This window comes from Pseudomonas sp. KH_050, assembly GCF_057838875.1.
In genome coordinates this window covers 3,936,743-3,960,900 of the sequence record NZ_CM174478.1, presented here as the reverse complement: position 1 = coordinate 3,960,900, position 24,158 = coordinate 3,936,743, and the positions used below count along the sequence as shown (strand labels likewise).

Annotated in this window: 24 protein-coding genes and 2 pseudogenes; 11 read left to right on the top strand and 15 right to left on the bottom strand. The window is 56.3% G+C overall.

All coding sequences use genetic code 11. From position 1 onward, the window contains the following. Positions 1–7: 7 nt before the first annotated feature. Entirely contained in the window at positions 8–625 is a 618-nt protein-coding gene (locus tag AC3IUA_RS17915) for a LysE family translocator (RefSeq protein ID WP_489355894.1), read from the bottom strand. A 187-nt stretch (positions 626–812) separates the two neighbouring features. On the opposite strand from AC3IUA_RS17915, the gene AC3IUA_RS17910 reads away from it, so the two are divergent. Together AC3IUA_RS17910 and AC3IUA_RS17905 are read left to right on the top strand one after the other, a co-directional pair. Next, on the top strand, positions 813–1,265 hold the full coding sequence (locus AC3IUA_RS17910; protein ID WP_489355892.1) for an Lrp/AsnC family transcriptional regulator: 453 nt from the start codon (positions 813–815) through the stop codon (positions 1,263–1,265). A gap of 155 nt (positions 1,266–1,420) precedes the next feature. Continuing rightward, positions 1,421–1,582 carry a DUF2986 domain-containing protein gene (locus AC3IUA_RS17905; RefSeq protein ID WP_081729292.1) on the top strand — a complete coding sequence of 54 codons (162 nt, stop codon included), beginning with the start codon at positions 1,421–1,423 and terminating at the stop codon, positions 1,580–1,582. Between the two features lie 141 nt (positions 1,583–1,723). Here the strand turns inward: AC3IUA_RS17905 and AC3IUA_RS17900 are convergent, their stop codons facing one another. The 3 genes and pseudogenes from AC3IUA_RS17900 to AC3IUA_RS17890 all read right to left on the bottom strand — a co-directional run. Continuing rightward, a complete protein-coding gene (locus AC3IUA_RS17900; RefSeq protein WP_489355890.1) occupies positions 1,724–2,374 on the bottom strand; it encodes a DUF2459 domain-containing protein in 651 nt (216 codons plus the stop codon). Between the two features lie 251 nt (positions 2,375–2,625). Then, on the bottom strand, positions 2,626–4,278 hold the full coding sequence (locus AC3IUA_RS17895; RefSeq protein ID WP_489355888.1) for an arylsulfatase: 1,653 nt from the start codon (positions 4,276–4,278) through the stop codon (positions 2,626–2,628). Between the two features lie 357 nt (positions 4,279–4,635). Continuing rightward, positions 4,636–4,839: pseudogene (locus AC3IUA_RS17890) on the bottom strand (phage infection protein); the annotation flags it as partial. Positions 4,840–5,022: 183 nt separating this feature from the next. Between AC3IUA_RS17890 and AC3IUA_RS17885 the strand changes: the two are divergent. Then, positions 5,023–5,868, top strand: coding sequence for a helix-turn-helix transcriptional regulator (locus AC3IUA_RS17885; protein WP_489355886.1), 846 nt, complete (start codon positions 5,023–5,025; stop codon positions 5,866–5,868). 45 nt (positions 5,869–5,913) lie between these two features. On the opposite strand, the gene AC3IUA_RS17880 is transcribed toward AC3IUA_RS17885, so the two are convergent. From AC3IUA_RS17880 to AC3IUA_RS17860, 5 genes are all read right to left on the bottom strand, one after another. After that, on the bottom strand, positions 5,914–6,423 hold the full coding sequence (locus tag AC3IUA_RS17880) for a YkgB family protein (protein WP_489355884.1): 510 nt from the start codon (positions 6,421–6,423) through the stop codon (positions 5,914–5,916). A 368-nt stretch (positions 6,424–6,791) separates the two neighbouring features. Then, the gene (locus AC3IUA_RS17875) at positions 6,792–7,484 is read right to left on the bottom strand and encodes an RES family NAD+ phosphorylase (RefSeq protein WP_489355882.1); all 693 of its coding nucleotides are present in this window, start codon (positions 7,482–7,484) and stop codon (positions 6,792–6,794) included. Continuing rightward, positions 7,478–7,882, bottom strand: a complete 405-nt coding sequence (locus AC3IUA_RS17870; RefSeq protein ID WP_489355880.1) for an antitoxin Xre-like helix-turn-helix domain-containing protein — start codon at positions 7,880–7,882, stop codon at positions 7,478–7,480. Before AC3IUA_RS17870 ends, AC3IUA_RS17875 begins: the two co-directional genes overlap by 7 nt. Before the next feature lie 171 nt (positions 7,883–8,053). Next, positions 8,054–8,191 carry a hypothetical protein gene (locus tag AC3IUA_RS17865; RefSeq protein WP_489355879.1) on the bottom strand — a complete coding sequence of 46 codons (138 nt, stop codon included), beginning with the start codon at positions 8,189–8,191 and terminating at the stop codon, positions 8,054–8,056. A 149-nt stretch (positions 8,192–8,340) separates the two neighbouring features. Continuing rightward, positions 8,341–8,613 (bottom strand): hypothetical protein, encoded by a 273-nt coding sequence (locus AC3IUA_RS17860; RefSeq protein ID WP_489355877.1) that lies wholly within the window; start codon positions 8,611–8,613, stop codon positions 8,341–8,343. Positions 8,614–9,060: 447 nt separating this feature from the next. Between AC3IUA_RS17860 and AC3IUA_RS17855 the strand changes: the two genes are divergently transcribed. From AC3IUA_RS17855 to AC3IUA_RS17835, 5 genes are all read left to right on the top strand, one after another. Then, positions 9,061–10,419, top strand: a complete 1,359-nt coding sequence (locus AC3IUA_RS17855; protein ID WP_489355875.1) for an MATE family efflux transporter — start codon at positions 9,061–9,063, stop codon at positions 10,417–10,419. A 518-nt stretch (positions 10,420–10,937) separates the two neighbouring features. Further along, positions 10,938–12,998 (top strand): TonB-dependent receptor, encoded by a 2,061-nt coding sequence (locus tag AC3IUA_RS17850; protein WP_489355874.1) that lies wholly within the window; start codon positions 10,938–10,940, stop codon positions 12,996–12,998. Positions 12,999–13,474: 476 nt separating this feature from the next. Continuing rightward, entirely contained in the window at positions 13,475–14,137 is a 663-nt protein-coding gene (locus AC3IUA_RS17845; protein ID WP_489355872.1) for a hypothetical protein, read from the top strand. Beyond that, a complete protein-coding gene (locus AC3IUA_RS17840; protein WP_489355870.1) occupies positions 14,137–14,568 on the top strand; it encodes a phage holin family protein in 432 nt (143 codons plus the stop codon). The genes AC3IUA_RS17845 and AC3IUA_RS17840 overlap by 1 nt, the downstream gene beginning before the upstream one ends. Beyond that, the gene (locus AC3IUA_RS17835) at positions 14,565–15,380 is read left to right on the top strand and encodes a DUF3618 domain-containing protein (protein ID WP_489355868.1); all 816 of its coding nucleotides are present in this window, start codon (positions 14,565–14,567) and stop codon (positions 15,378–15,380) included. Before AC3IUA_RS17840 ends, AC3IUA_RS17835 begins: the two co-directional genes overlap by 4 nt. Before the next feature lie 74 nt (positions 15,381–15,454). Here AC3IUA_RS17835 and AC3IUA_RS17830 read toward each other — a convergent pair whose 3' ends face one another. Continuing rightward, positions 15,455–16,306: a CAP domain-containing protein gene (locus AC3IUA_RS17830; protein ID WP_489355866.1), complete on the bottom strand. Its 852-nt coding sequence runs from the start codon at positions 16,304–16,306 to the stop codon at positions 15,455–15,457. A 223-nt stretch (positions 16,307–16,529) separates the two neighbouring features. On the opposite strand from AC3IUA_RS17830, the gene AC3IUA_RS17825 reads away from it, so the two are divergent. Beyond that, a complete protein-coding gene (locus AC3IUA_RS17825) occupies positions 16,530–17,150 on the top strand; it encodes a cell wall hydrolase (protein ID WP_489362381.1) in 621 nt (206 codons plus the stop codon). Here the strand turns inward: AC3IUA_RS17825 and yghX are convergent. From yghX to AC3IUA_RS17810, 3 genes are all read right to left on the bottom strand, one after another. Continuing rightward, positions 17,142–18,029, bottom strand: a complete 888-nt coding sequence (gene yghX, locus AC3IUA_RS17820) for a YghX family hydrolase (protein WP_489355864.1) — start codon at positions 18,027–18,029, stop codon at positions 17,142–17,144. The two genes, AC3IUA_RS17825 and yghX, sit on opposite strands and share 9 nt — an antisense overlap. A gap of 1,019 nt (positions 18,030–19,048) precedes the next feature. Then, the gene (locus tag AC3IUA_RS17815; RefSeq protein ID WP_489355862.1) at positions 19,049–19,384 is read right to left on the bottom strand and encodes a hypothetical protein; all 336 of its coding nucleotides are present in this window, start codon (positions 19,382–19,384) and stop codon (positions 19,049–19,051) included. A gap of 115 nt (positions 19,385–19,499) precedes the next feature. Then, positions 19,500–20,840 (bottom strand): colicin-like pore-forming protein, encoded by a 1,341-nt coding sequence (locus tag AC3IUA_RS17810; RefSeq protein ID WP_489355860.1) that lies wholly within the window; start codon positions 20,838–20,840, stop codon positions 19,500–19,502. Between the two features lie 479 nt (positions 20,841–21,319). Between AC3IUA_RS17810 and AC3IUA_RS17805 the strand changes: the two are divergent. Beyond that, positions 21,320–21,742, top strand: a pseudogene (locus AC3IUA_RS17805) (LuxR family transcriptional regulator); the annotation flags it as partial. 75 nt (positions 21,743–21,817) lie between these two features. On the opposite strand, the gene AC3IUA_RS17800 reads toward AC3IUA_RS17805, so the two are convergent. After that, positions 21,818–22,759 (bottom strand): class I SAM-dependent methyltransferase, encoded by a 942-nt coding sequence (locus AC3IUA_RS17800; protein ID WP_489355858.1) that lies wholly within the window; start codon positions 22,757–22,759, stop codon positions 21,818–21,820. Positions 22,760–23,008: 249 nt separating this feature from the next. Between AC3IUA_RS17800 and AC3IUA_RS17795 the strand changes: the two genes are divergently transcribed. After that, entirely contained in the window at positions 23,009–23,377 is a 369-nt protein-coding gene (locus AC3IUA_RS17795; RefSeq protein ID WP_489355856.1) for a DUF427 domain-containing protein, read from the top strand. 97 nt (positions 23,378–23,474) lie between these two features. On the opposite strand, the gene AC3IUA_RS17790 is transcribed toward AC3IUA_RS17795, so the two are convergent. Next, the gene (locus AC3IUA_RS17790) at positions 23,475–24,155 is read right to left on the bottom strand and encodes a type 1 glutamine amidotransferase domain-containing protein (protein ID WP_489355854.1); all 681 of its coding nucleotides are present in this window, start codon (positions 24,153–24,155) and stop codon (positions 23,475–23,477) included. Positions 24,156–24,158: the final 3 nt, after the last annotated feature.

The following is a 24,158-nucleotide window of genomic DNA, read 5'->3' as shown; positions in this document are numbered from 1 at the left end:
AAATGGATTAACCGAGCATCTGCTCGATGAGCAGAACCATCGCGATGATGATCATGGCCGCGCCGGAGAAACGACTGACCAGTTGAGCCGCGGCTGGACGTGCTTGCAGAACGACTTGTGAGCCAAATCCGACCAGGAGATAGATAACGCCACAACTGACAGTGTGGACCAGCCCCAACGCAATCATCTGCATCGGCACCGGCCAGGAAGCGGCAGCGTCTGTGAATTGAGGTAAAAGCGCCAGGAACAGCAGGAACACTTTCGGGTTCAGCCCGCTCACGCAAAGCCCCTTGATCGCCCAGCGCTTCCAGGAGCGCGACGCCTGAATGTCATCAGCGCGCGGTGTAGAGGGACGGGCAAGCATGTTGATGCCCAACCAAAACAGATAAGCCGCCCCCGCAACCGTCAGCACCGACAAGACAACGGGGTGGTTGGCAACCAGAGCGCCGACACCACCGGCGACAATGACTGTTGCAATCAAGTGGCCGGACAAAAGCCCGCCCACGGCGGGCATCACGACCCGGCCCTTCAAGCCTGCCGAAATCGCGTAGGCCCAATCTGCGCCTGGCGTGATGACGAACAGAATCGATACCGCCCAGAAGGCAGCGAAAACACTGAAGGTCATGGCGCTACCCACCTCTGCTGATGACACACCGCTCTCTGCATCTTCGCCTCGCAAATCAAAGGCCGTTCCTCCTGTGGATTCAGGAGGAGTGCGGCAATTATTGGATGGAGGAAGAATAATGAAATATTGTTAGAATTTACTTTCAAAGATGATCATTCAGACGCGGTAGATCAGGAGAATCTTCCAAATGGACAGGATTGATCGAAAGATTCTTTCTGAGCTTCAAAAAGATGGTCGCCTTTCGGTCACCGAACTCGCTGAGCGGGTGGGGCTGAGCCTTTCTCCGTGCCATCGGCGTGTACGGGCACTGGAAGAATCCGGAGTGTTGCTGGGCTATCGCGCACAGCTAAACCCCTCGGCACTCGGCTTGAACTTTTCCGCCCTGGTGTTTGCTACGCTTCGTGAGGGCGACAGGCAAGCCGTCGAGGCTTTCGAGACGGCACTCGTCGACATCCCGCAGGTAGTCGATGCTCAGAGACTGTTTGGGGAACCGGACTATCTGTTGCACGTTATCACTCAGGATCTGCCGGCCTTTCAAAGACTTTACGATGAGAGCCTTTCAACGTTACCCAATGTGCAACGGCTGACCTCGACCCTCGTCATGAAACGGATTGTCCAGGATAGGCCGCTTCCTTTGTGATTGCGGGGAGCAAGCTTCACGCTCTGTCGTTCATGGATGTTGTGTTGATTACGAGTGACCGCTTCTGGCCTGTGGATTCAACCGGCCGCTGCAACAGAATGGCCCAATATTTTAAGCTGGTATCATTCAAGAACTTACAAGCCGAGTAGAAAAAAATGAATCGTCGTAAAAAAATAAAGCAGTTATTAAAGGCTCACGCCAAAAAGGCTAGTGCCAAATTGGCACCGCCAAGCAAGTCTAAATACATTAGTAAAGCTGATCGATTGAAGCTGGCGGCTGAATCCAGTCACGACTCAATCATTTCCTCTGAGAGCTGATCCATGAAGCCTGAACACCACCGCAATTTACAAATTTGATTGGGTTATTCATTCCGATGGCACGTACCGCGAGGACGGGGCCTGACAATTCATTCAAGCCGAAGCCGATTTGCGGCTCTGAATCGAACCATCAGGCGCGGGTTAGCGGGTAGCCAGGCAAGATGCACCGGCCGCTGTCGCCCGGCGCAACTGCGACATGAGGTTTCCCGCCGTAATTACCCCTGCAGGCGATATTGGGCAACTGCTCGCGGCCAGCGCCTCTGCGACCCAGGTATTGCAGGTATAAAACAGCGAATAGCTGCCCTCGGCCTGGTAGAACCGGCTCTCGCCATACAGGCCAGGCCCGAGCGCCGCCAAGGTGCCCACAGCTGAGTGGGTGAAGGTCCCGGCCACGAACGCGAGCAGTCGCCGGTAGCCGTCCTCCGTCACCCGCACCTCGATGACCTCGCTTGCGGCGAAACGTCGCCTGGGGTCCCCGGCAATCTTGACCACATGCAGCACGGTTGCCCTCGACCCGAACAAGGCCCGCAGGGCGAGGCTCAAGGTGGCCTGTGGGGCCCGGTAAAAGTCCTCGTCACCCCAGCCGAACTCAACGAAGTCGCCGTCGCCGAACGCGTCGGCCAGTGCGGGAAGCACCTGAAGCAGATCGGGGCGCGCAATCGCCAACCCGGTATGCAGGCCGTGATTCACCACATAGAAGGACCGCCAACCGCCGCTCTCGCCCCTCGGCGGGCCCGACGCGGTAGCGCAGCCGAACAGCGTCAGGACCAGGGCCAACACTACAATGCGCATACACAAGGGCTTGGAGGCTCGCTAACGAAACGTGGCAAAACCCCGGCAGGGGGGGCGCTGTGGGCGATCCTTGCGATGAAATCCTCAGAAATCATAGCAAGTGTGCGCGGAGGCGTTTTTACAACACTCTCTGCCGGTGGCGAACCACCGAAAAGGCCCCGGATCGGGCGTTCGCGTCCGGGTTTGTCAGTTACGACGTTACGCGAACCGTAGCAGCTGCCGAAGGTCCTTCGGCAGCTGCTACTGCACGGTTAGTTAGGCATTGGAATGGTGATGCCTTCCTTCTGCAAATCGTCCCGTACCGATTGGAATTTCTGGTACTTGGACAGTTCGATCGGGCCGTCGTAGGTCATGCTTTGCACTTTGCGTGGAGGGTACTGAACGTAGGTTTTCATTAGCGTGGTAATTGCCGCGCTGATGGGGACCAGCGTCCAGGTGTGCTCGGTGAAATTGTTCATGAAAATGTCATAGCGTTCCTGCGGATCTTGCAGCAAGTCGAAGATCTGCGGCACCGTCGCCACGTATTTCGTCGGGCCTTTCCAGCCTTGGTTGGTGTCTACCGCCAAGCCTCCTGTCGGGGTTCCATTGTCGCCGCGCAGGTTGAAGACCGCTTTGTAGTTGCCCACACGAGCAGCGCCAGGGGACAGCTCGTTCTCGGTAAAGTAGAACCACTCTTTGCGTGGGTTAGGGCTGGTTCCGAGCAGCACCGGGGTCATGTCGTAACTGTCGAAGATGATTGGCTGACCTTCGCGATCTTTCTCCGGCAATTTAATTCCGGCCACAGAGGCGAACGTCGCCATCAGGTCGAGGCCACCGATGATGTCGTGGTTTTTTGTATTGGGTTTGATTTTGCCCGGCCAGGCCATGATCGCTGGAACCCTGTTACCGCCCTCGCGCACCGTGCCTTTGGTGCCACGAAAAGGCGTGTAGCCAGCGTCCGGGTAAACGTCCTGCCAGGCGCCGTTATCGGTGGTGTAAACGACCAGGGTGTTTTTATCCAGGCCCAGCGCCTTGAGCTTGTCCATGATGCGGCCAATACGGGTATCGAGTTCAACCACGGAGTCGGCGTATTTCGACTTCGATATCGACTTGTGAATGAACTCCGGTGCCGGCATGTTCGGCTGGTGCACTTTCATGAAGTTGACGTTGATAAAAAACGGTTTGCTGGATTTTGCCGCGGTATCGAGAAACTCCATCGTGGCTTTTTCGACATAGTTGTCAAAGAACGGAATACCGACCACTCCGGGCTTGCCATCAACCACCGGCGTGTCGACGTACTGACCGTTGATCTTGAACTCTTCGACGGGTTTTTCGCCAGCTTTTGCGGACAACGCGCCGCGCGTCACCTTGGTAAACATCGCGCGGGTTTCATCATCCATGTCCGGGAACCATTCGGGGTCGGCATAGGTGTAGGCATTCAAGTGGTAAAGGCCAACGTACTTCATCACGTCATAGCCTTGAGCATTCGGAAGTGCGTAATCAGCTTCGCCCAGGTGCCACTTGCCGGTGAAATAGGTTTCATAACCTCCGGTTTTGAGCACTGAAGCCAGCGTCCATTCGGCTGCCGGCAAACCGCCCCCCTGGCCCTGGAAGGCTACGGTGGTCATGCCGCTGCGGTTCGGAATGCGCCCGGTCTGCATCGCGGCCCGGCCCGGCGTACAACTGGGTTGGGCATAAAACGAGTAAAAGGTTGTGCCTTCCGCTGCCAGCTCATCGATGCTCGGCGTCGGCATTCCTCGACCTACGCCCCCTCCGTAGGGCCCCAAATCTCCATAGCCCGTATCGTCGGAGACGATAAACAGGATATTGGGTTTTTCGGTTTGTGCTGCCTGAGCAAAACCGTTTAGCGCCATGAGCAATGAACACGCAACATAAAACCTGGAGTGGTGTGAGAGCCTTTTCATACCCGGTTTCCTTTCTCAAGTTTCGATCGCTGCTGGAGACTCGAACATCGAGTGAAAACAACAATGATCTTAGTGAGTTAACACCAACTATGAGCCTGGATAGTTTAAGGAGCCCATCTAACTGCGCAATAGAAGTCCCACGTACCATTCGAGGCACCCGTGAAAGCCTAGTACGATTGTTTTCGTCTTGTGTGGTGCTTTAGTGTCGTTCGTCGATTATGTCGGCCCATGAGCCGTTGCTGCTCGGCTCGGCAATATCACTCAGTTAATGGGGGGGCTCATCTATATTGCGCACAAAAAAACCCGGCTTGTCAGGACGGGCTTTTTGTTGAGTACTGATGTAGAGCTATTCATTCATGCAGCGCGGCTTTCGATCAGGCGGTCGGAACCCCCTTCAGCAACACGGTTTTCGATCAAACGATCCGAACCGCCTTCAGCCACACGACTTTCAATCAGACGGTCCGAGCCGCCTTCAGCGACAACCGGGTGAGCAGAAGTAGCGGCGAAAGCGTTAACTGCAAAAACCGAGAAAACGATGCCGAGGAGGGTTTGGCGTTTCATGATGTTGTGCTCCGGGGGAGTTGTTGGTTGGTATGGATGCGATGTTACGTCCCGGATTTTTTAAGAGAACTTCATTGAGTTGATGGTGACTATCGACGTCGGCGATATCCGGCCCAAGGCCATTGGACCGCAAACAGTCGGTGATGTGATACTGAGCCTCTATATCTCGCCAAGAGATTGCCTATGGATCGCTTGTCTACGTTGTTGTCGCAGTTCGGCGTGCGCGCCAGCCTGTTTTACAATGGCAGGCTTTGCGGCATGGCGTCATACGATGGCAGTGACCTGCGCGGTCATATTCACCTGCTGCAGGCTGGTACCGTCACCTTGCAGGGGCCCGATCGCAAGGACTTGCTGCTGACCCGGCCCAGCCTGATATTTCTGCCACGGCCAAGCCGGCATCAACTGTTCGCAAGTGAGTCCGAGGGGGCTCAACTATTGTGTGCGTCAATGGAGTTTGAGGGCGGGGTCGATAACCCATTGTCCGCTTCGTTACCCGATTTCCTGGTGCTGTCCCTGGATGAGTTACCGCTGCTGGCCGACACACTCAGATGGATGTTCGTTGAGGCGGCAGGCGGACATTGTGGCAGGGAGGCAGCGCTGGATCGCTTGTTCGAACTGCTGATCATTTTGTTGTTTCGGCATCTCCTCGACCACCATCAGTTGCGTACCGGAATGATGGCTGGACTGGCCGATTCGCGGCTGGCGCGTTCTTTGGTACAGATGCACAACGCTCCTCATCGTGCCTGGTCGGTTGCGCAGCTTGCGAGCGAGTCGAACATGTCGCGCGCTGCCTATGCCGCGCATTTCCGGGCCGTCATCGGGCAGACACCTGCGGATTATCTTTTGAGTTGGCGTATCAGCCTGGCGCAGAAGCGTCTGCGTGAAGGGCGGCCGATTACGCTCATCGCCGCCGAGGTCGGTTATGAAAGTCCTTCGGCACTTGCACGAGCGTTTCGTCGCAAGACGGGCTACAGCCCCCGGGACTGGATGAAAGATCTGGAAGGAGAGGATGATGGGGCAATGGCCTGAAAACATCGAACTGCTTCAGGCCATCCCAAGAGGAAAATCATCGGTTTAACGGTTTTCCAACTCAGTTAGAGAATGGCCGGCCACGAAGATAGAAGCGGCAAGCAACCCTATGTCTTTAAGGAGAAATTGGCCCGGCGCTACCGTAATGGCTGGAAAACCGAGGCCGGGCTCAACGACACCGGGTGTCGAGAACATAAAGCTCAAGGTCGTGAAAAACAATCCGGCCGACAACGCACCACCGATCAATGAAAGCTTGGGTGATAGCAGGCGACCTGCAATCAGAACACCGATCGAGACCTCCAGGATGCCGAGTAAACTGGAGAAGGTATCTACACTGAAAACTTCATAAACCCAGCCCAGGAAAGGGCTGTTGCTCACCAGCGGAACCAGCCCCTGTGCCTCATAGTGCGTAAACTTCATGCCGCCGAACCAGAAGTAAATGATGGCGAGAGCAAAATAAGCACCGTAGGTTCCAAGTGCCGTGGTTTTAACCCCGAGCGATAATTTTCTGGAGGCGTTGTTGGTTCTGTAGTTCTCAATGTTCAAGGTTGTCATGATATAGGCTTCCAATAGTGTGGTGACGAACGCTATTCAGCAGCTTCGTTGATACGAATAGCCGTTGAACGGTTCATGCGTGACCTCTCAAAACCCAACGAGATGTACGTTGGGAGTGGAGATAGTGTTGCCTTTGATTCCACGCTCGTGGGTTCTGAACGTACAGAGTTCAATGCAGATCGTCTTGACTCACTGCAGGCCTTGAAAGAGAAGGGCGGCTCGAAGGACCAGGGAAAGGCCTCCCCTGAGGGCATAAATGGCAGGTGGTTGGACCTGAAAACGCCTGCAGCAGCGGTATCAGTTGCCCGGCTTGCACATCCTCGTTCACCATGTACGTGGGCAGGCGAGCGATTCCCACCGGATCGCGATCAGGCTTCGCTGATTTTGCTGACACTGGTGATCTGACCGTTCCAGATCATCTCGTAATGAGCGGTTTGAATAATTGATGAAACGGGTTTCGGGGTCATCAGCCCCCAGCAGTAACTGCCTTGCATACGCACGGAGTTGTAACGAAGACCGGGACATCCCGCCTCTTTGATCGATTTCCCCAATTGACGGGAATGCGTGTAATCGTCAGGCGCGTAGACAGGATCGGTTATCGGGATGGATGCAGCATCTTTCATCGATACGTCCACGAAGGCGCAGCACAGTCCGCGGAAAACAAAGCGCTCATAGTTCAGGCTGGGGACATTCGACCAATACAGATTCTGATGATGTCGCACCTCTGCCAGCGCCGTTTCCATTGAATCGGCCAGGTACAACACACCAAAGCTGCCATCGCTGAACCGTGAACCTGCCGGGTTGACGTGGGTAAAAGGCGATGTCGCGTAAGCGCAGCCAGGAATACCGAACGGGATCTGATCTCGCGGAATCAATTCAAGACGACCCACTTCATTTTGCAGCCTGGGATTAGTCAGCGCCTGTATCTGATACAGCACCTCAAACTCGTCCTTGTCCGCCACGTCATCAAACAACGCTATAGGGGGAAACTTTGAATTAACCAGTCGGTAGGCCTGTATCTGCTCACCGGCAAGTTCTGCGAGTTCGTTCACCCTCACCATTGCGCACCACGCAGCACGTCAATGCGCCGAAAGGTTTCATACAAAGAAATCATATCGCCCTGAGACATGACCTCGAGCGGGCTACGGCCATTGAAAAACTCGTTGTCGTTGGCCATCGCCGGGAAACCGTAGAGGTTTTCCGGGTTATCGAAGACAACGCGTAGCGCAGCGTGGATGTTAAGAACAAAACTGATGCGCTGCATCTGGTCCGAGTCCAGAGCCACGGCCCAGTCGGGATCGCGCTGCCGGGCTCGGGTGTAGGTGCTGCGGGAAATGCGCAGGATGCGACAGGCCTGATCACTGGACGCACCCCATTTTTCGAGTATGCCTACCGCTGCCCGCAGACCCGTAACGCACTGGGTCTTGGTAAATGCTTGTTCCTTGAGGGGGACTGCCATGTTCTAGGTCTCACTATGAATCTGCAGACTCAAAAATATACATATTGAATCTGTAGATCAAGATTGTTTCGATCAGTGGCATCCAGAGTTCAATTGCGGATCATTGGAGAGGGTCAATGCGATGGGGGCGTCATTGACAGAGCAGTTGCAAAGCCTGCCGTACGCCTGGGCTCATTTCGACTTCTTCGGCGGGTAGTTGCCGCGCAGGTCATCGGACTTGTTGCCCGTTCTGCCGGGCAGGTCAGGCACTACCGGACGGGATCTGGGCTGAGGGTTGGAGCGGCTACGGGGTTGAGGTTGTTTGCTCATTTTTCGCCTCCTGACTTTTCAAAGTTTGCGAAGCGGCCTCCTGATAAAGCTTAGCTACTTGGCGCTATGGGCTGCATCGTCCGACACTGGGGAAATGCGCTGCAAGCTACCAAAACCAAAACGGGCGTCTGACTGGCGCCCGTTTTCATTTACTCCGCCGCCTGCACCCGTAAGCGTCTACCGATCACATCCATCAAATCACAGCCATCGCGCAAGGGAATGGCCAGCAGTTTGGAAAAGTCCGACAGCACCACCGTATCGCAACCGATCCCGGCGCGGAAGGCGATGTTTTCCAGCACCTGAGTGACCGTGCGAATGCGGTAGTCGGCCATGGCTTGCAGGACGTCGAGTGGGGCTTGGGTGTCGATGAGCAGGGAGGCCGGGATCAGGTCGATTCCGGTGAGGGGCATGTATCTATCCATGATTGAAACTCCGATCAATGCAAAGGTTGACCGCCCCTCGATCGTCGCCAAACGATTGGGTGGCAGCTGTACGCAGGTTGGCGAACCGGGATCGGAATACCGGCAGACCCGAAGGTCTCCCGCGCACAGCTGCCATAAAGACAGCTTTGCGAGCGTGCAACGGCGCTTGCAAAAAAGCACAGCGCTTTTGCACCCGATCGACAGGTCGCCAAACCTGAATCGCCATTTTGGGCGACGGGGCGGACTATAAGCTTCATCGGATCAGGGGGCAAGGTGAGGGATTCCGGGGTTGGTGTAGGACCTGTGATGATGCGACCCGGGATCTTTTATTTTCACTTTGCTGGAAATATAGACATAGACCTGAGATGTTCATTCCCCCTTGGTTTTTAACCGCTGAAGCTATCGTTAATAATCCCCCTCCCAGCAGTCGAGACGGACCTCCACCCAATGCAAACCCCCACCACCCCACGTCCTCTCTGGCAAACCTACCTCCTGTTCCTCGCCCCCATGGTCCTCTCCAATTTTCTCCAATCCATGTCGGGCACGATCAACAGCATCTACATCGGCCAAATGCTCGGCACCCAAGCTTTGGCCGCGGTGTCCGGCATGTTCCCCATCGTGTTCTTCTTCATTGCCCTGGTCATCGGCCTTGGCGTGGGAGCGGGCGTATTGATCGGCCAGGCCTGGGGCGCCCGTGAACCGGCGATGGTGAAGGCCATCGCCGGCACGACCTTGCTGTTGGGGGCGATGATCGGGTTGGTGGCGGCGGTGTTGGGGAGTGTGTTTGCGCGGCCGGCGTTGCAGGGGTTGGGGACGCCGGCGGATGTGTTGGAGGATGCGGTGGCGTATGCGCACGTGATGATGTGGATCATGCCGTCGCTGTTGGTGTTTGTGTTGTTCACGCAGTTGCTGCGGGGGGTGAGCGATACGCTGTCGCCGTTGTTGGCGCTGGTGGTGTCGACCTGTATCGGGCTGGTGCTGACGCCGGCGTTGATTCGCGGTTGGCTGGGGCTGCCGCCGATGGGGATTCAGAGTGCGGCGTTTGCCGGGTTGGTGGGTAACGTGTCGGCGATGGGGTGGCTGGCGTGGCGGTTGATTCGCAAGGGGCATCCGTTGGCGCCGGATCGGGCGTTTTTTGCGACGATGCGGCTGGACCTGGACATCCTCGGCAAGGTGCTGCGCATCGGGCTGCCTACCGGGTTGCAGATGGTGGTGATTTCGTTGTCGGAGTTGGTGATTCTGGCGCTGGTCAATCAGCACGGTTCCCAGGCGACGGCGGCGTACGGGGCGGTGACGCAGATTGTCAATTATGTGCAATTCCCGGCGCTGTCGATTGCGATCGCGGCGTCGATTCTCGGCGCCCAGGCCATCGGAGCAGGGCGCGTCGAGCGCATCGGGCCGATTCTGCGCACGGGGCTGTTGATCAATGTGTGGTTGACCGGTGGCTTGGTGGTGCTGGGTTACCTGCTGTCGCACTGGTTGCTGGGGCTGTTCATTACCGACCCGACCACCCGGGCCCGCGCCGAACACCTGTTGCACATCATGCTCTGGAGCATGCTGGTGTTCGGGTTCCAGGCGATCATCGGCGGCATCATGCGCGCCAGCGGGACGGTGCTGGTGCCGATGGCGATCTCGGTGTTTTGCATCGTCGGCGTGGAGTTGCCGATGGCCTATCTGCTGGATGCGCGCTTTGGCTTGCAAGGGGTGTGGATGGCGTTTCCGGTGGCTTATCTGAGCATGCTGGCGTTGCAGACGGCGTATTACAAAATCGTCTGGCAGCATCAGAAGATCGAGCGGTTGGTGTAGGCGAGCGTGATACCGCAGGATTTCGTTTTGGGCTGGATTGGTTGATTCCTGAGTTCTATACAGGACCGGTGGCCACTCATGCCGATGCACCTGACAAATGATTTACAACGACAAGCAATCCAGCCTTCATGGCTCTGGGTAGTTGACTGAGCTCAGGCGCCGGCTCCAGTCCGCTGTGCCGTGCAACGGCAGATGCTGCAACTCTGCCAGTTCGAGCACTTCTTCCAGGCGCCTGTCATCGATAGCGCTGCACCCGCCCGTGTGATGCAAGAGTTCATACAGGGAACCACTTGGCAGATATGGCCTTTGCGGCAGCATGAGCAGGCCCTCGCGGTCCAGTTGGGCACTGCCCTGGTGACGTGGCCACAACCCCGCATGGACGCACGACAAATACAAATGAGAGGGTTTATCAATAGTGTTTGTTTGAGCGTTACTTTGGATTAAACTCCCGCCGGCTGTAGGAAAACGGCATTCAGGATGTAAGAAAAAGACCAATATCTGTCGCGGGGGAGCGGGGCGTGAATTTCAAAAAGAACACAATCGCGTTAGCTGTGGGGTCGGCGGTATGCCTGTCTAACAGCGCATGGGCGGCCGAACAGTCGAACACAATGGAGATCGCTCCGATCACGGTGACGGGTGAAAAAATCAACCGCACCCTGGAGCAAACTCAGTCGAGTGTAGTCGTGGTTACCGAACAGCAACTGCGCGAAAAGGCGGACCATGACCTGGTCGATGTGTTCGCTCGTACGCCGGGTGTCTATAACCAGGCCGGTAACGAAAACTGGGGTATCCGCGGCGTACCGGTGTCCGGTTTCGACGACCAGGGGCCGGCCACGCTCAACGGCGCCGTATCGGTTTATGTCGACGGCGCCGTGCAGCCGAACCGCGCACTGACTCTCAGCCCGATCCCGCTGTGGGACGCCGAGCAGGTTGAAGTGTTCCTTGGCCCGCAGTCCACGACCCAGGGCCGTAACTCCCTGGCCGGCGCGGTGGTCATCCAGACCAAAAATCCGACCTTCGTACCGAGCTTTTCGGCGCAAACCAATGTGGGGAACTATGGTGAGCACGGAGTGGCCGTTGCCGGGGGCGGCTCGATCGTCGACGACAAGATCGCCGGACGCATCGCCGTGGATTACCAGGAAGGTGATGGTTACATCGACAACATTGCACTCCACGACGACGCCAACCCGCGTCGCACCAGCAACGCCCGCGGCAAATTGCTGATCCTGCCCAATGACGACACAGACGTTTTGCTGACCTACGCCCATGGGGAAAACCGTCAGGGCGACCGCTCGGTGATGCGTGTCAACGATAAGGTCCGTTACTACAAGGTGTCGTCTGACACCAAGGCGTTCGACAACCTCAAGCAGGACACCGTCAGCGCCAAGGTCGACTACCGCCTGAACGATGCCTGGTCCCTGACCAGCCTTACCGCCAATACCGATTCGGACTATAGCAATCGCCTGGACTTCGACCAGACCGCTGAATCCAACGAAGTCATTCTGCGCAAGCAGGACGGCGACCTGTTCAGTCAGGAACTGCGTCTGAATTACAGCTCGGACACGGTGAAGAGCTTCGTCGGTGCCTACTATGGCCACAACACCAACAACTTCCACGACCGGTTGTTGTTCGAAAACGAGCTGTTCGGCACCGTCAAGGGCGACACGACGATTGAAAACAAGGCGGTCTTCGGTGAAGTCAACTGGACGTTCGCCCCGCGTTGGACATTGATCACCGGTCTGCGCTACGACCACGAGACGAACGACACCGACATCGATCAGGATGACTTCTCCAGCCCGGGGAAAGTCAGCAAGTCGTTTGATGCCGTGCTGCCGAAACTGGGCATCAACTATGAGCTGGCCACGGGTCAGTACCTGGGATTCATGGTGCAGAAAGGCTATCGCGGCGGCGGCGTCAACGTACGTGCCGGCGGCGGTCACGAGTCCTACGATCCTGAATACACCACGAACTACGAACTGTCGTACCGCGGTTCGTTCTTTGACGAGACCCTGCGTACCCGCGCCAACCTGTACTACACCGACTGGAAAGACCAGCAGGTCAGTATGCTGGACCCGAACACCGAGTTCGTTCACGTCTTCAACGCCGGTCGCAGTGACATCAAGGGCCTGGAGGTCTTTGTTGAAAAAGACATCACCGAACAGCTGACCCTGACCGCCGGTGGCGCCGTCACCGATGGCAAGTACAAGGACTTCGTTACGACTGACGGCCGGGACATGAGCGACGAAGCGTTCCTCTATGCGCCCAAGTACAAGATGTCGGTGGGCGGTACCTATCGCTTCGACGACCGCCTGACCTTCAACACCGATGTCACCTACCAGAGCACCACGCCGTCGGAATACGAGTTCGACGTGGACGGCCAGGTCACCGGCGAGCGCAAGAGCGACAACTACTGGCTGGTCAACTTCAACACCGAGTACAAGATCACCAAGAACGTCGCCGTGTCCGGCTTCGTGAAAAACGCCTTCGACAAGGAATACGTCACCAACAACCGCAGCGGCGACATCATCGATGTCGGCGCCCCACGCACGATGGGGCTGGTGTTGCGTTACGACATGTAAAACCCATGAACGCGGGGGCTTCGGCCCCCGCCTGGTCTGGAAGGCCGCGTTCAACGCGACGTTCCAACGCTCGCGTGCGTAGCGCCCCGGTGGTTGGCCGACGTGCCGGCTGAACGCGCTGCTGAAGGTGCTGGCCGAGCCGCAGCTGTCGCGTTCGGCGACCTCGGCGATCCCGAAGTCATGGTGCTTAAGCAGATCCTTTCCGATGGCATCCAGACTGTTCGCCACTTCCACTCCCGTACCTGCACATCTTTCAAGGCCTGCACTGTGTACTGCGAGGTACCACAGAGAGGGCGAATCTGTCGCGTTACCCTTTGGACGAGTGTTAGCGCTTACCGCTAAAGCGTCCGGTGTATCACTCATCATCTCGGTGGAACTCCTTTAAAGACTCTTCGTCATCTGAACTGAGGGGCATCTGCGGGCATACCGCGGCGAACCACTTGGAAGGTGTTTTCACTAAGAGGCGAAGGGTGACAATGAATACTCCAGACAGCAGGACCGGACAGCCGGCGAACCAGCAGGCCGACCCGCAGAGCGGTGCACGGCCGGAGCAAAACTTTCAGCATATAAAAGAGGAGGTAACCGAGGCGCTAGGCGGCGCGCGGCAGCAGGCCGATGCGCAATTCGACCAATACCGTGATACCGCAGCAGACCAGATCGAGGCCCTGGCCAGGGGCGCCAAATCCCTGGTTTCGGAAATCGAGAGCAACGATACGCTCGGGCTGTCCGACCACGTCGCCAACATGGCGGAGAGCATGAGCGGCCTGGCTACCAGGCTACGCAGCAAGAGTGCCGAAGAGTTGCTGCATGACGGCGCAGACCTGGCTCGCAACAATCCCGGGTTGTTCATTGCCGGCAGCATAGTGGTGGGTTTTGGCCTGTCGCGGTTTTTGAAAGCGGGCAGCGTGCAAGCCCGGACAGTTGCCAATAGCGACCCGGCAGCTGGGAGCACTTCCATGCCACCCGCTGGTGGTTTCGGCGCTCAGCGACCCTACGAAACCTCGGTCCCGAGCAGTGCCGGTGTTTCTTCAAATCCGGCTACAGGCACCACGCCGGCCTCACCGAATACCCAGGACTTCCCTGGGGCTTTCACCACGACTTCGAGGCCTGAGTCGGCCCACTTCAAAGGAGAACTGTGATGAACAGAGAGGATCTGGACAGGCAGCGCACGCCTTCGATGACAGCTGCCGACCACGACAGCTCGGTCATGGGGTTGCTGCGGCAATTGTCCCGGGAAGTGCCGGTACTGTTTACCAAGGAACTGGCATTGGCCAAAGCTGAGTTTCAGGCCAGCCTCACGACATTGAAAGCGGGCATTGCAGGTATTGCGGGTGGAGCAATCGTGCTGCTCGCCGGGTTCATCATCTTGTTGATGTCAGCCGTCTATGGCTTGAGCATCGTCATGGCGCCCTGGCTTGCTGCATTGATTGTCGGCGTGGTGGTGATGGTTGTCGGGTTCGTCATGTTGCAGGCGGCGAAAAAGCAATTCGAAACCTCACACTTCAAGCCTGATCGCACCCTGGACGCCCTCAACAAAGACCAGGAAGCGCTGCGGAGGAGAATGTCATGAATCGTGAACTCGACATCGAGTCGGCGAAGAGTCCGGAAACCATCGAACGCGAGATCGATGCGCAACGGGAAAACATCGCCCACATCGTCGATGCGCTGGAAAGCAAATTCACCCCGGGGCAAATATTCGACCAGGCGTTGGGCATGATGCAGAGCAACGGCACGACTTTCCTGACCAATCTGGGCACCAGCGTTCGCAACAATCCGCTTCCCGCGGTGCTGACTTCGGTCGGGTTGCTGTGGTTGATGATGAGCCAGAATCGTCCGCCGCCACGCGCGCAGGATCGCTTCGCGCCGGATCAGGACAGCTTTGGCGATTTGGCCGATGGCCTGGCGGACGGCATCGATAGCGCCCGCGGCTACTTGCACAGCACCACCGACTCACTCAAGGGCAGTTACCAGGCGATCAAGGGCAAGGCCGCGAGTGTCGGTGACGATCTGGGCGCGGCCACCGACTCCATCAGCCACGCCGTTCACGACGCCAGTGATCGCTTGATGCACGGCACGCAAGTGATGAGCAGCCAGTTCAATCAGTTGCTCAAGGAACAGCCGCTGATCGTCGCCGCGGCGGGGATCGCCTTGGGTGCCATGCTTGGAGCGGCACTGCCGACCACGGCGGCTGAGCAACGTTATTTGGGCAAGACCAGCGCCAACCTGACCGACAAGGTCAAGCAACAGGCACGGGAGGGCTATGAGGCGGTACGCGACACAGTGACCAAAACCACCGAGCATACGGGCGGCGAAACCGGGGCGGCGCAACGCTCCACCTCTGAAACCACAGCTGATCTGTCGCGGGGCTTGGGTACTTCTTGAAGACGCTGGAGCAAGGCGGGAGGCCTGAACGGCATCCCGCCAACCGGCCCTGAATCCTGCTCGGATTCAGGCACTCACGGCGTACCGAACATCGCCGTCCAGTAAATCCCCGCATCACTCTTCGGATCAACCGCGTAGGCCGCACCCAGCTCGCGATATTGTGCGTTCATCAAGTTGGCGCAGTGACCGGGGCTGGCCAGCCAGCCATCTACCACCTTGCGCGCGGCGTCTTGCCCGGCGGCGATGTTTTCGCCGACCTGCTGGCCGGCATAGCCTGCCAGTTCCGCCCGATCACCCGGCGTGCGGCCATCGCGGTCCTTGTGGTCAAGGAAGTTGTTATTGGCCATGGCCCGGGTATGAGCCTCGGCCGCCGTCGCCAGCGTAGCGTTCCAGGCCAGCGGCGTCGTGGCGGTGAAGGGTTGGGCGCCGCACTGGCGCGGCTGCGCGCGGGCGCTGTTGATCATTTCGAGGAGCTTCTGTCCCTCCGCCTGCCAGTCGCCCAGGCGCCCGGTCAACAGCGGACGCGCCAGCACGATGCGCCATTCCCGTCCATCCCGGCTCACGCCGATATCGACGAATTGCGGGTCCAGCACCACTTGGCAGAAGCTCTCCTGCACCGCCTTCATGGCCGACTGCACATCCTGCGGCCCGGACAAGCTGATCGCCTGCACATTGACCATCGGATAAGTCGCACGCGCGAGCGCCTGCTGCAGGTCGCCAATACTGCTGGCGGACAGCACCAGGCGCGGATCGCTCGCCAGCGGCGGCAGCTCCTGAGACACCTGGCCGGCGCAGCGTTGCGCCTGGCTGCGGTAGGCGTTGATCGACTGGACCAACTGCGTCTCTTCGGTCGCCACGACAGTGGCGGCGAACACCAGTCCCAGCGACAACGCAGCAAGATGCATAACGGATGATATGACGCGCATGGAACTCTCCCTTGAGCTGACTGCGCCCATGATGCTCGATTTCGCCCCGGCCAGCGCACTGCCTTTTGACACCGAAGCAAAATTCGCCGGGCAACCGCGAAGCTGGATCGTGCCCATTGAGAGACGAAGTTTAGCGGACAGTGAAAGTCAGTGTGATGCAATGATTTCGCTACTACAGTGTTTATTAAATAATTCGAAACCACCTATTCACTCAGGTTCGACCATGCGCCTCATTTGGGTAGCAATCTGCCTCGCAACAGTCCTTCTCGGCGGCATGGCAATCGCGGCTGACCGGGAAAAAACCGCCGAAGTAGCTGAAGACAAGGCGCAGGTTCTGGAACACAAAGCCGCGGAGAAGGGCAGCGAGGCAACCGTCCCCAAGGCCGAAGCCATCACCAAAACTGAAGTGCAGGCGGTCGATCCGGCAGGGGCAGCGCCGCTGGACGATGCAATCACCTGTCTTGCCCGCAGCATCTATTGGGAATCCAAAGGCGGGAAACCTGCCGACATGGAAGCCGTCGCCAACGTTGTGATGAACCGGGTAGGCCATGAGGGCTTCCCGGATACGGTTTGCAAGGTGGTCAAGCAAGGCTCCGAAACAAAAAGCTGCCAGTTTTCCTGGTGGTGTGATGGGCGTTCGGATCAGGTAGTGGAGGATGAGCAGTACACGATTGCCAAGGAAATATCGCGCAAGGCGCTCAACCAGCAACTACCGGACCGAAGCCGTGGTGCTCTGTATTTCCACGACAGGAATGTGAAGCCCGACTGGGCCAGGGAATACATCAAGACCACCGAGACCGGAAAATTCCTCTTCTATAAGCCCCACGGCGGTACGTCACACTAGGTATCGCCGGAACCAGGCCAGCGTCCTGTCCCATGCAAGATTGGCAGCGGCCTCATCGTATCGAGGGGTGGAGTCGTTATGGAAGCCATGGTTGGCGCCGGGATAGATGTAGGCTTCGTAAGTCTTGCCAGCGGCTTTCAACGCCTTCTCGTAGGCTGGCCATCCTTCATTGATGCGCGTATCCAGCTCGCCGTAGTGGAGCAGGAGCGGCGCCTGAATCCTGGGGACGTCTTCAGCCTTGGCTTGACGGCCATAAAAGGGCACAGCGGCGCCCAGTTCGGGATAGGCGACGGCAGCGGCATTGGCGACTCCGCCGCCATAGCAGAAACCGGTTATGCCGACTTTCCCCGTGGTCGAGTCGTGCTTCATCAGCCACTCAATGGCGGCGAAGAAGTCATTCATCAGCTTTTCCGGATCGACCGTCAGCTGAAGCTCCCGGCCTTTATCATCGTTGCCGGGATAACCCCCGACCGAGGTCAGGCCATCGGGGGCGAGTGCGACGAATCCGGCTTTGGCTAGCCGCCGGGCGACATCCTCGATATAGGGGTTGAGCCCGCGGTTTTCATGCACGACAACCACAGCCGGCACCTTGCCGGCGGCTTTCGCCGGACGCACCAGATAACCACGGACTTGCCCGTGGCCTTTGGGCGAAGGATAGGTGATGTACTCGGCGATGATGGCCGGGTCGGTAAATGACACTTGCTCGGCAAGCGCATAGTTCGGACTCAGGGCGGCGAGGGTCGCGGCAGCAGTCAGACCGACTAGCGTGAAGGCCGCCGCACGATCCAGAAACTCTCGTCTGTTGATCTTGCCGTGGGCGTAGTAGTCATACAGTTCGAGCAGTTCAGGGGCAAAGTCTTTCGCAGTGAGACGGTCCATGGGTGCGCTTCCTGTGAAATCACTCGCGTGGCCTTCCAGCATTGAACCGAAGGGCTGACGAGCACGGCCTTGAGTTCAATCAGTAAAGCAGTCTTTGGCACCTCGGCAAATGGCGTCACTCGAGTAGCGGCGCAGGGGGCGGCAGGTGCAGGTGGGAAGGCGGGCAATAGTGCCTGGATAGCGGGTACTTCAGCGGTCTGCGCTATCGGGCTGGAGGTGATTGCTTCGCCTATGGCATGGTCGAAATGACAGGTCATGTAGCAGATGGGGTAGTGTGCCAGTCGTTGTGACGATGTAAGCATTGGCCACTGAATCAAGCGTCAGGACCCTTAAAGGCACTTTCGGCGATACCCCTCCGCTGGCTTGCGTTGCAATTACGGAGTACTTCGTGTGAACCGGCAAGTGCTTGTCAATCAGCGGACAGGAGAAAAAGCCAAGTTTGAGCTTGGGCTTTCCCCAACGACATAAAGTTTTATTAAAAAGAGTATTTCTTTTCAGTGATGAAGGCTCGTTCTCTCAAATTCGAACCTTTAATCGTGTGGCCTTTTTTATTTTTTGCTAATTTGCCTTCTGCCACCAGACGTTGATATGTAAAGAAAGCAACGCTCTATTTGCAGCGACGTCAAAATTGAACTTTGCGTACAGTTAAGTCTATGATTGGATATGACGTGTTTTACGTGAGAGCCAAAAGAGCAGATTCAAGGATTTTGTTGTTGATGGTTTTTATATTCCTTCTTGGGTATTTGTTGATTTGGTATTAGTTAGTGCTGTATGGTCGTCCTCCCTTAATGGCGATTATTTTGCTTTCCATATGTTCCGATTAATGGCGCCAGGCACAAACCTGAAAACAAAATAACTTACAAGTGTCAATATATAAATCAAGAACATAAGGGCTGACGAGTAAATGGCATATAGAAGCTTGTACTTTCCAAAAATAACAAAGCGCCTGCTATTAGTCAGGTCAGTGCTGGTCATATAAGAAACATAAAAAACAAACAGCATAAGAATCACCCAGGAAACTAGAAAAAAATCAACCTCGCCAGGGAAGGCTCGTCATGGTTTGAGTTTTCAAAAGTTGAATATTTTATTGTCCGATAAGTAAATACCATGGCAAATACAGGAGAGAGCGAACAAATATAATTGGTTGTTACTTTGGCGGTTAAAGGGAATGTGGAAGACCACATGCCGACCTTTCCAAAAAGATCTTCATCAATAATTCTTTCAAGAGTCCAATAGAATTGGGTGTCTGCACTGGTCGGAACAAGATAAATAAAAACAAATATAGGGAGCCAGGTCGTAATCATGAATATGTAGGGGGTGTTCATTTTTACGAATTTCATACCGTATTGTTGCATTCATACCTCCATGGGTTTAGCAATATCCCCTCAGCATGCAAAGCATGCTGAGGGTCGGCCTGTCAAAGGCATAAATTACAAATGCATCTTGTGTTTTCTTAATGCTGCAGCTGAGTTAATTAATAAAGTGCCCATTAATTTCATCAGCTTTCTCGGAGTCAAGGAATGACGCCACGTAGGCCATTACTATAGCGACCGCTGGAATAGTTATGAAAACGGGAGCTCCGAGCAGTGCAAGACCCGCGGCCAATAAGGTTCTAACTGCAGCCCCAGCTATGGCTCCAGCGGCCATACTTTCGAACTCTAGCCCAAGCGGCTTCCAGTCGCCGGTTTTAAAGCCGATAATCGTTTTTTTGCAAATTGCATCTGCCTGAACAATTTTCCCAACGACACCAAATGCTTTTCCCAAACGATTTACATTATCTGCAAATGTAGCTTTATCTAACGCATTGAGAGCATCAACAACAGCTTGGGTGTCTTGGGCGTTCAGCTTTATTTTAGGATTGGCGTTTACCTTATCAAAAGTCGCCAATGCTTCGCTGTAGCTTCTTATCTTCTTTCCTGAGATGTTGGTTTGGAGGTCTTGAGCAACTTTGCTCATGTTTGCCCCATATTTTTCAAGAATTTTTTCATTCGTGGCTGCTAAGAAGCTCACAGAATCTTTAGGGTCACTGCCAAAAAAAGCGTTGGCAATTTCATCCAGTTTATTGGCTTCAGCTATTTTGGCAGCAATGAGTGTGTCGCGAACCGATAACTCACGGGTGATGGCTGCTACCGGAGCAACTGGATCAGTTGCTCCTCGAGCCCTGACAATGACTAGTTCGGACTCAATGACTTGTGGGATAGTGAGTAGTCTTTCGGTATAGGCGACTTGTATTTGTTGTTCGGTGGCCTTGGTTTGAATGGTTACTTTGGTATTTATTATGTTTATTTTGGCAGTCAGTAACTTTGCTCTGTAAGCCGCCGCGAAAGATACATTCCATTTTTCTACTGCGCGAAGAAAATCTTTTTCCGAAAGCCTCGGAGGAACATCGAAGCCCTTTTCGCTGGGGTGTCCACCTATATGGGTAAGTGGATCGTGCCCATAAAAAAGGTTCGCTACAGCGGTTTGCTCTTGATGCTCTGTCGTTGTTTTGGATAGCAGTGTGTTGAGCGCGTTTAGCTCTTGAGAAATAGCATCCGCATTCTGCGTTCCACTAGCAAGAATGGCCGCTCTTATTTGGGCAAGTTCAGCCTCTACGGCTTGAGCAATATTATTGATATCTTCATTATATTTGTTTTCAGTGTAATTGTTGTGTTCTACCAGTAAACTTTCGGCGACATCATAACCATCACTGCCAAGATCCGCATTGATGGCCGCTCCTGATCCTCCGATAAACATACCTCCTGATCCAAAAGACGAAGAGGGGGTTCGAGGTATCCCACTCGTTACACGAATATTCTTTTCTTTCTGCATATCGATTTCCTTTTCGAACCGAGCATGAAAATAAAGGACGCACCTCCGTTTATTCTTGCGGTACGACCTCATAAGGTTTCGGGGCCTGTCGGCCCTTTGAGGTCAAGTGGCAATCTCTCCGTTAAAGAGACTTAATGGTGTCGAGCAAACAGTTAATGTGCGCCGGCGGCATTGGCTGGTTGCAGATAGTGCGAGCCAGAAATGCTGTTGAATATGAGCCAGGCTGTTTTTAAACGCGAGCCGCTACAGGTAGTGCCCCGATCAGATTTAGAGGGTTGATCCAATCAGCAAGTCGCCAAGCCCCGTCGCCATCCGGGCGACAGGAAGGACTATAGGTTTCGTCGGATCGGCTGGGGAAGGTGAGGGATTCCGAGGATTCTGTAGGAATTGCCTGTAATTATCCGTACAAGGAACTGCATGGATAACTGCCACTTCACCGATCATCGAAATAATAAGCCATGGCTGTTGGAGTCAGAACGATGGAGGAGGGTGATGAGTGCGGCGCCAGGCAGGCGATGGCAACGCTGAAAGCATTCAACTCTTGCGTGTTACACCTGGGGCGTCTGGCTCGCGAGCGCGGCGCATCCGAATTCATCCCGGACGGTCTGCAGGCATTTGGCGAACGGGTGCCCTTCGCTTCGGCATGGTGGGGCGAGATGTCTACGTCAGACGCCCGTGCGCCACCCCAAAGCTGGATGCACGGGCGTATCAATCTGCCGGAGTCGTTTGCCGCGGAATGGAGCAAGGGTGCGGGCAGCGACAGGTTCTCCCATGACACCTTGAGTCAACCCGGTGAGGTCGTGCGCAACAGCGGCTTCACCGACCCCGACGAGGAGGTCGACGCGTTCGCGCGGCGCCATGACCTCTACCACCTGATGTGCATCACCTTCGAGTTGCCCGAGAGGCTGAACGCAGCTCATAGGCCCGACGAAGCGGATTTGGCAACTGCAAACTCCGCTTCTGGCTGAAAACAGCGCTCATTCACCTTGCCGGAACACCAATGCCTTCAAGCCGCTTTCAGCGTCGGCGTCGGCAAATTCCGGCGGGTTTTCCAGGCGTTGTTCAAAGCGCAGGCTCGGGGCTTCGCGGGTGACGCCGTCGATGAGGAAATCCGGGCCTATGGCCGGGTCGTTCATGCAGGCCAGTACGCTGCCGTGGCTGCTGAGCAGTTCCGGCAGGCGGCGCAACACACGCTGGTAATCCTTGGTCAGCAGGAAGCTGCCTTTCTGGAAGGACGGTGGGTCGATGATCACCAGGTCGTAAGGTCCGGTGTTGATCACCTTGCCCCAGGACTTGAACAGGTCGTGGCCGAGAAAACTCACCTTGCTCAGGTCATGGCCGTTGAGCCGGTGATTATCGCGCCCACGGCTCAGGGCCGCGCGGGACATGTCCAGATTGACCACATGCTCCGCGCCGCCAGCGATGGCGGCCACCGAAAACCCGCAGGTATAGGCGAACAGATTCAACACACGCTTGCCCCGGGCATTGGCCCGCACCCAATTGCGACCGTAGCGCATGTCGAGAAACAGGCCGTTGTTCTGTTTCTTGCCCAGGTCCACCCGATAACGCAAGCCGCCCTCGGTAATCGTCCATTCCTCGATCGTTTCCCCCAGCAGCCATTCGGTGGTGCTTTGCGGCAGGTAGCGGTGTTGCAGCAGTAACGTGTGAGCGGCGGATTTTTGCCACTCAGGCGAACCGGTGATTTCCATCAGCAGCTGCTTCAATGCCTCCAGTTGCGCCGGCTCCGGCGCCTTGAACAGCGAGACCAGGACCACGCCCTGCATCCAGTCGACAGTCAGTTGTTCCAGCCCCGGCCAGCATCGGCCCCGGCCGTGGAACAGGCGGCGGGTTTCTTCGGGGGCCGTCGCCAGGGCGGTCAGCAAATGGCGATGCAGGGTGGACAGGGCGTCAGGATTCATCGGGCAGGGTCGGCAATTTGAAGGGGCGGCATTTTAAACACAATTGCAGTGCCAGGGCCCCTACAAGGGAGAAAGGTGCTGAGGGCGCTTGTCGGAACGCCGCATCGTCCCGTTCGGCTGCGAAGCCGTCGTGATTGCGAAACCTGGGTTATATCTGATAGATCGTGGTCTCAGGCTTCAGGGCTGCTGCGCAGTCCATCGTGGGCAATCCTTGCTCCAGGTCCATCACCGTCATGAGGAACGCATTCCATGAAAAGCTCCGGTCCTAGTCCTGTCATCACCATCGCCGAGCAGCCCGGCTGCCTGCTGGTGAAGTTTCATGGTATCCAGGTGGCCGCGTCCGCACGGGCGCTGGTGTTGTTTGAGGCCAATTACCCTCCGGTGTACTACGTCCCGCGGGAGGACATCGACGAAAAGTACTTTGCCCGCACCGATCACACCAGCTATTGCCCCTACAAGGGCGATGCCAGCTATTTCAGTTTGCAAGTCCCGGGGCATGAAGGCGCCAACGCGGTCTGGAGTTATGAGGATCCCAAGGTGTCGGTAGAGCAGATTCGCGGATACCTGGCGTTCTATCCCGATAAAGTGAACTTCGAGCTCCTCGACGCCGAGGTTTGATTGTCGTGCATCGGTGTCTGACCTGGTCCATCTGGCCGGACGCAGCCCGCCGATCCTTTACCGGTGGCAACGGATCGGCTGCACCTTGGCTCAAGGTTTATTTAAGGGCTGCCAGCACCAGGTCGGCGACTGGACCACCTGAAGCCGGGTTCTGGCCGGTGATCACTCGCTCATCGGCAATCGCAAACGGAGTCCAGGGATCTTCGGCCTTCTTGTACACGCCGCCACGGGCAACTATTTCGTACTCGGTGAGGAAGGGGACGTGTTTATCCAGTTCGGCGATTTTTTCTTCCTCGTTGGAAAAACCGGTGACCTGTTTATCCTTGATCAGCAAGGATCCGTCAGACAGTTTTATGTTGAGCAGACCCACGGCGCCGTGGCAAACCGAGGAAACGACACCACCGTTTTCGTAGATTTTTCGGCTGATGGCTTGCAGTTCGGTGTCTCCAGGGAAATCCCACATCACGCCGTGGCCGCCGGTGTAGTAGATGGCGGCATAGTCATCGGCAATGACCTCACTCGGCTTGAGCGTCACGCCCAGTCGGTTCATGAAGGCCTTGTCGTGGTACCACTCCCAGTCGATCGGTTGCGCCATGGACAGGCTGTGGGGATCAATGGGGGTATAACCGCCCTGAGGGCTGACATAGTCGACCGCGTAACCGGCGGCCTGGACTTTATCGACAAAGTGCACCGCCTCGCCGAGCCACAAACCGGTCGCGCGGTGCAGGCTCGGGTATTTCTCGACGCTGGTCACTACCACCAGAATTTTCTTGCTCATGGT

Excerpts from the sequence above, each read along its gene's own strand:
- AC3IUA_RS17915 (WP_489355894.1), bottom strand. The coding sequence starts at position 625 with ATGACCTTCAGTGTTTTCGCTGCCTTCTGGGCGGTATCGATTCTGTTC.
- AC3IUA_RS17910 (WP_489355892.1), top strand. The coding sequence starts at position 813 with ATGGACAGGATTGATCGAAAGATTCTTTCTGAGCTTCAAAAAGATGGT.
- AC3IUA_RS17905 (WP_081729292.1), top strand. The coding sequence starts at position 1,421 with ATGAATCGTCGTAAAAAAATAAAGCAGTTATTAAAGGCTCACGCCAAA.
- AC3IUA_RS17900 (WP_489355890.1), bottom strand. The coding sequence starts at position 2,374 with ATGCGCATTGTAGTGTTGGCCCTGGTCCTGACGCTGTTCGGCTGCGCT.
- AC3IUA_RS17895 (WP_489355888.1), bottom strand. The coding sequence starts at position 4,278 with ATGAAAAGGCTCTCACACCACTCCAGGTTTTATGTTGCGTGTTCATTG.
- AC3IUA_RS17885 (WP_489355886.1), top strand. The coding sequence starts at position 5,023 with ATGGATCGCTTGTCTACGTTGTTGTCGCAGTTCGGCGTGCGCGCCAGC.
- AC3IUA_RS17880 (WP_489355884.1), bottom strand. The coding sequence starts at position 6,423 with ATGACAACCTTGAACATTGAGAACTACAGAACCAACAACGCCTCCAGA.
- AC3IUA_RS17875 (WP_489355882.1), bottom strand. The coding sequence starts at position 7,484 with ATGGTGAGGGTGAACGAACTCGCAGAACTTGCCGGTGAGCAGATACAG.
- AC3IUA_RS17870 (WP_489355880.1), bottom strand. The coding sequence starts at position 7,882 with ATGGCAGTCCCCCTCAAGGAACAAGCATTTACCAAGACCCAGTGCGTT.
- AC3IUA_RS17865 (WP_489355879.1), bottom strand. The coding sequence starts at position 8,191 with ATGAGCAAACAACCTCAACCCCGTAGCCGCTCCAACCCTCAGCCCAGA.
- AC3IUA_RS17860 (WP_489355877.1), bottom strand. The coding sequence starts at position 8,613 with ATGGATAGATACATGCCCCTCACCGGAATCGACCTGATCCCGGCCTCC.
- AC3IUA_RS17855 (WP_489355875.1), top strand. The coding sequence starts at position 9,061 with ATGCAAACCCCCACCACCCCACGTCCTCTCTGGCAAACCTACCTCCTG.
- AC3IUA_RS17845 (WP_489355872.1), top strand. The coding sequence starts at position 13,475 with ATGAATACTCCAGACAGCAGGACCGGACAGCCGGCGAACCAGCAGGCC.
- AC3IUA_RS17840 (WP_489355870.1), top strand. The coding sequence starts at position 14,137 with ATGAACAGAGAGGATCTGGACAGGCAGCGCACGCCTTCGATGACAGCT.
- AC3IUA_RS17835 (WP_489355868.1), top strand. The coding sequence starts at position 14,565 with ATGAATCGTGAACTCGACATCGAGTCGGCGAAGAGTCCGGAAACCATC.
- AC3IUA_RS17830 (WP_489355866.1), bottom strand. The coding sequence starts at position 16,306 with ATGCGCGTCATATCATCCGTTATGCATCTTGCTGCGTTGTCGCTGGGA.
- AC3IUA_RS17825 (WP_489362381.1), top strand. The coding sequence starts at position 16,530 with ATGCGCCTCATTTGGGTAGCAATCTGCCTCGCAACAGTCCTTCTCGGC.
- yghX (WP_489355864.1), bottom strand. The coding sequence starts at position 18,029 with ATGGACCGTCTCACTGCGAAAGACTTTGCCCCTGAACTGCTCGAACTG.
- AC3IUA_RS17815 (WP_489355862.1), bottom strand. The coding sequence starts at position 19,384 with ATGCAACAATACGGTATGAAATTCGTAAAAATGAACACCCCCTACATA.
- AC3IUA_RS17810 (WP_489355860.1), bottom strand. The coding sequence starts at position 20,840 with ATGCAGAAAGAAAAGAATATTCGTGTAACGAGTGGGATACCTCGAACC.
- AC3IUA_RS17800 (WP_489355858.1), bottom strand. The coding sequence starts at position 22,759 with ATGAATCCTGACGCCCTGTCCACCCTGCATCGCCATTTGCTGACCGCC.
- AC3IUA_RS17795 (WP_489355856.1), top strand. The coding sequence starts at position 23,009 with ATGAAAAGCTCCGGTCCTAGTCCTGTCATCACCATCGCCGAGCAGCCC.
- AC3IUA_RS17790 (WP_489355854.1), bottom strand. The coding sequence starts at position 24,155 with ATGAGCAAGAAAATTCTGGTGGTAGTGACCAGCGTCGAGAAATACCCG.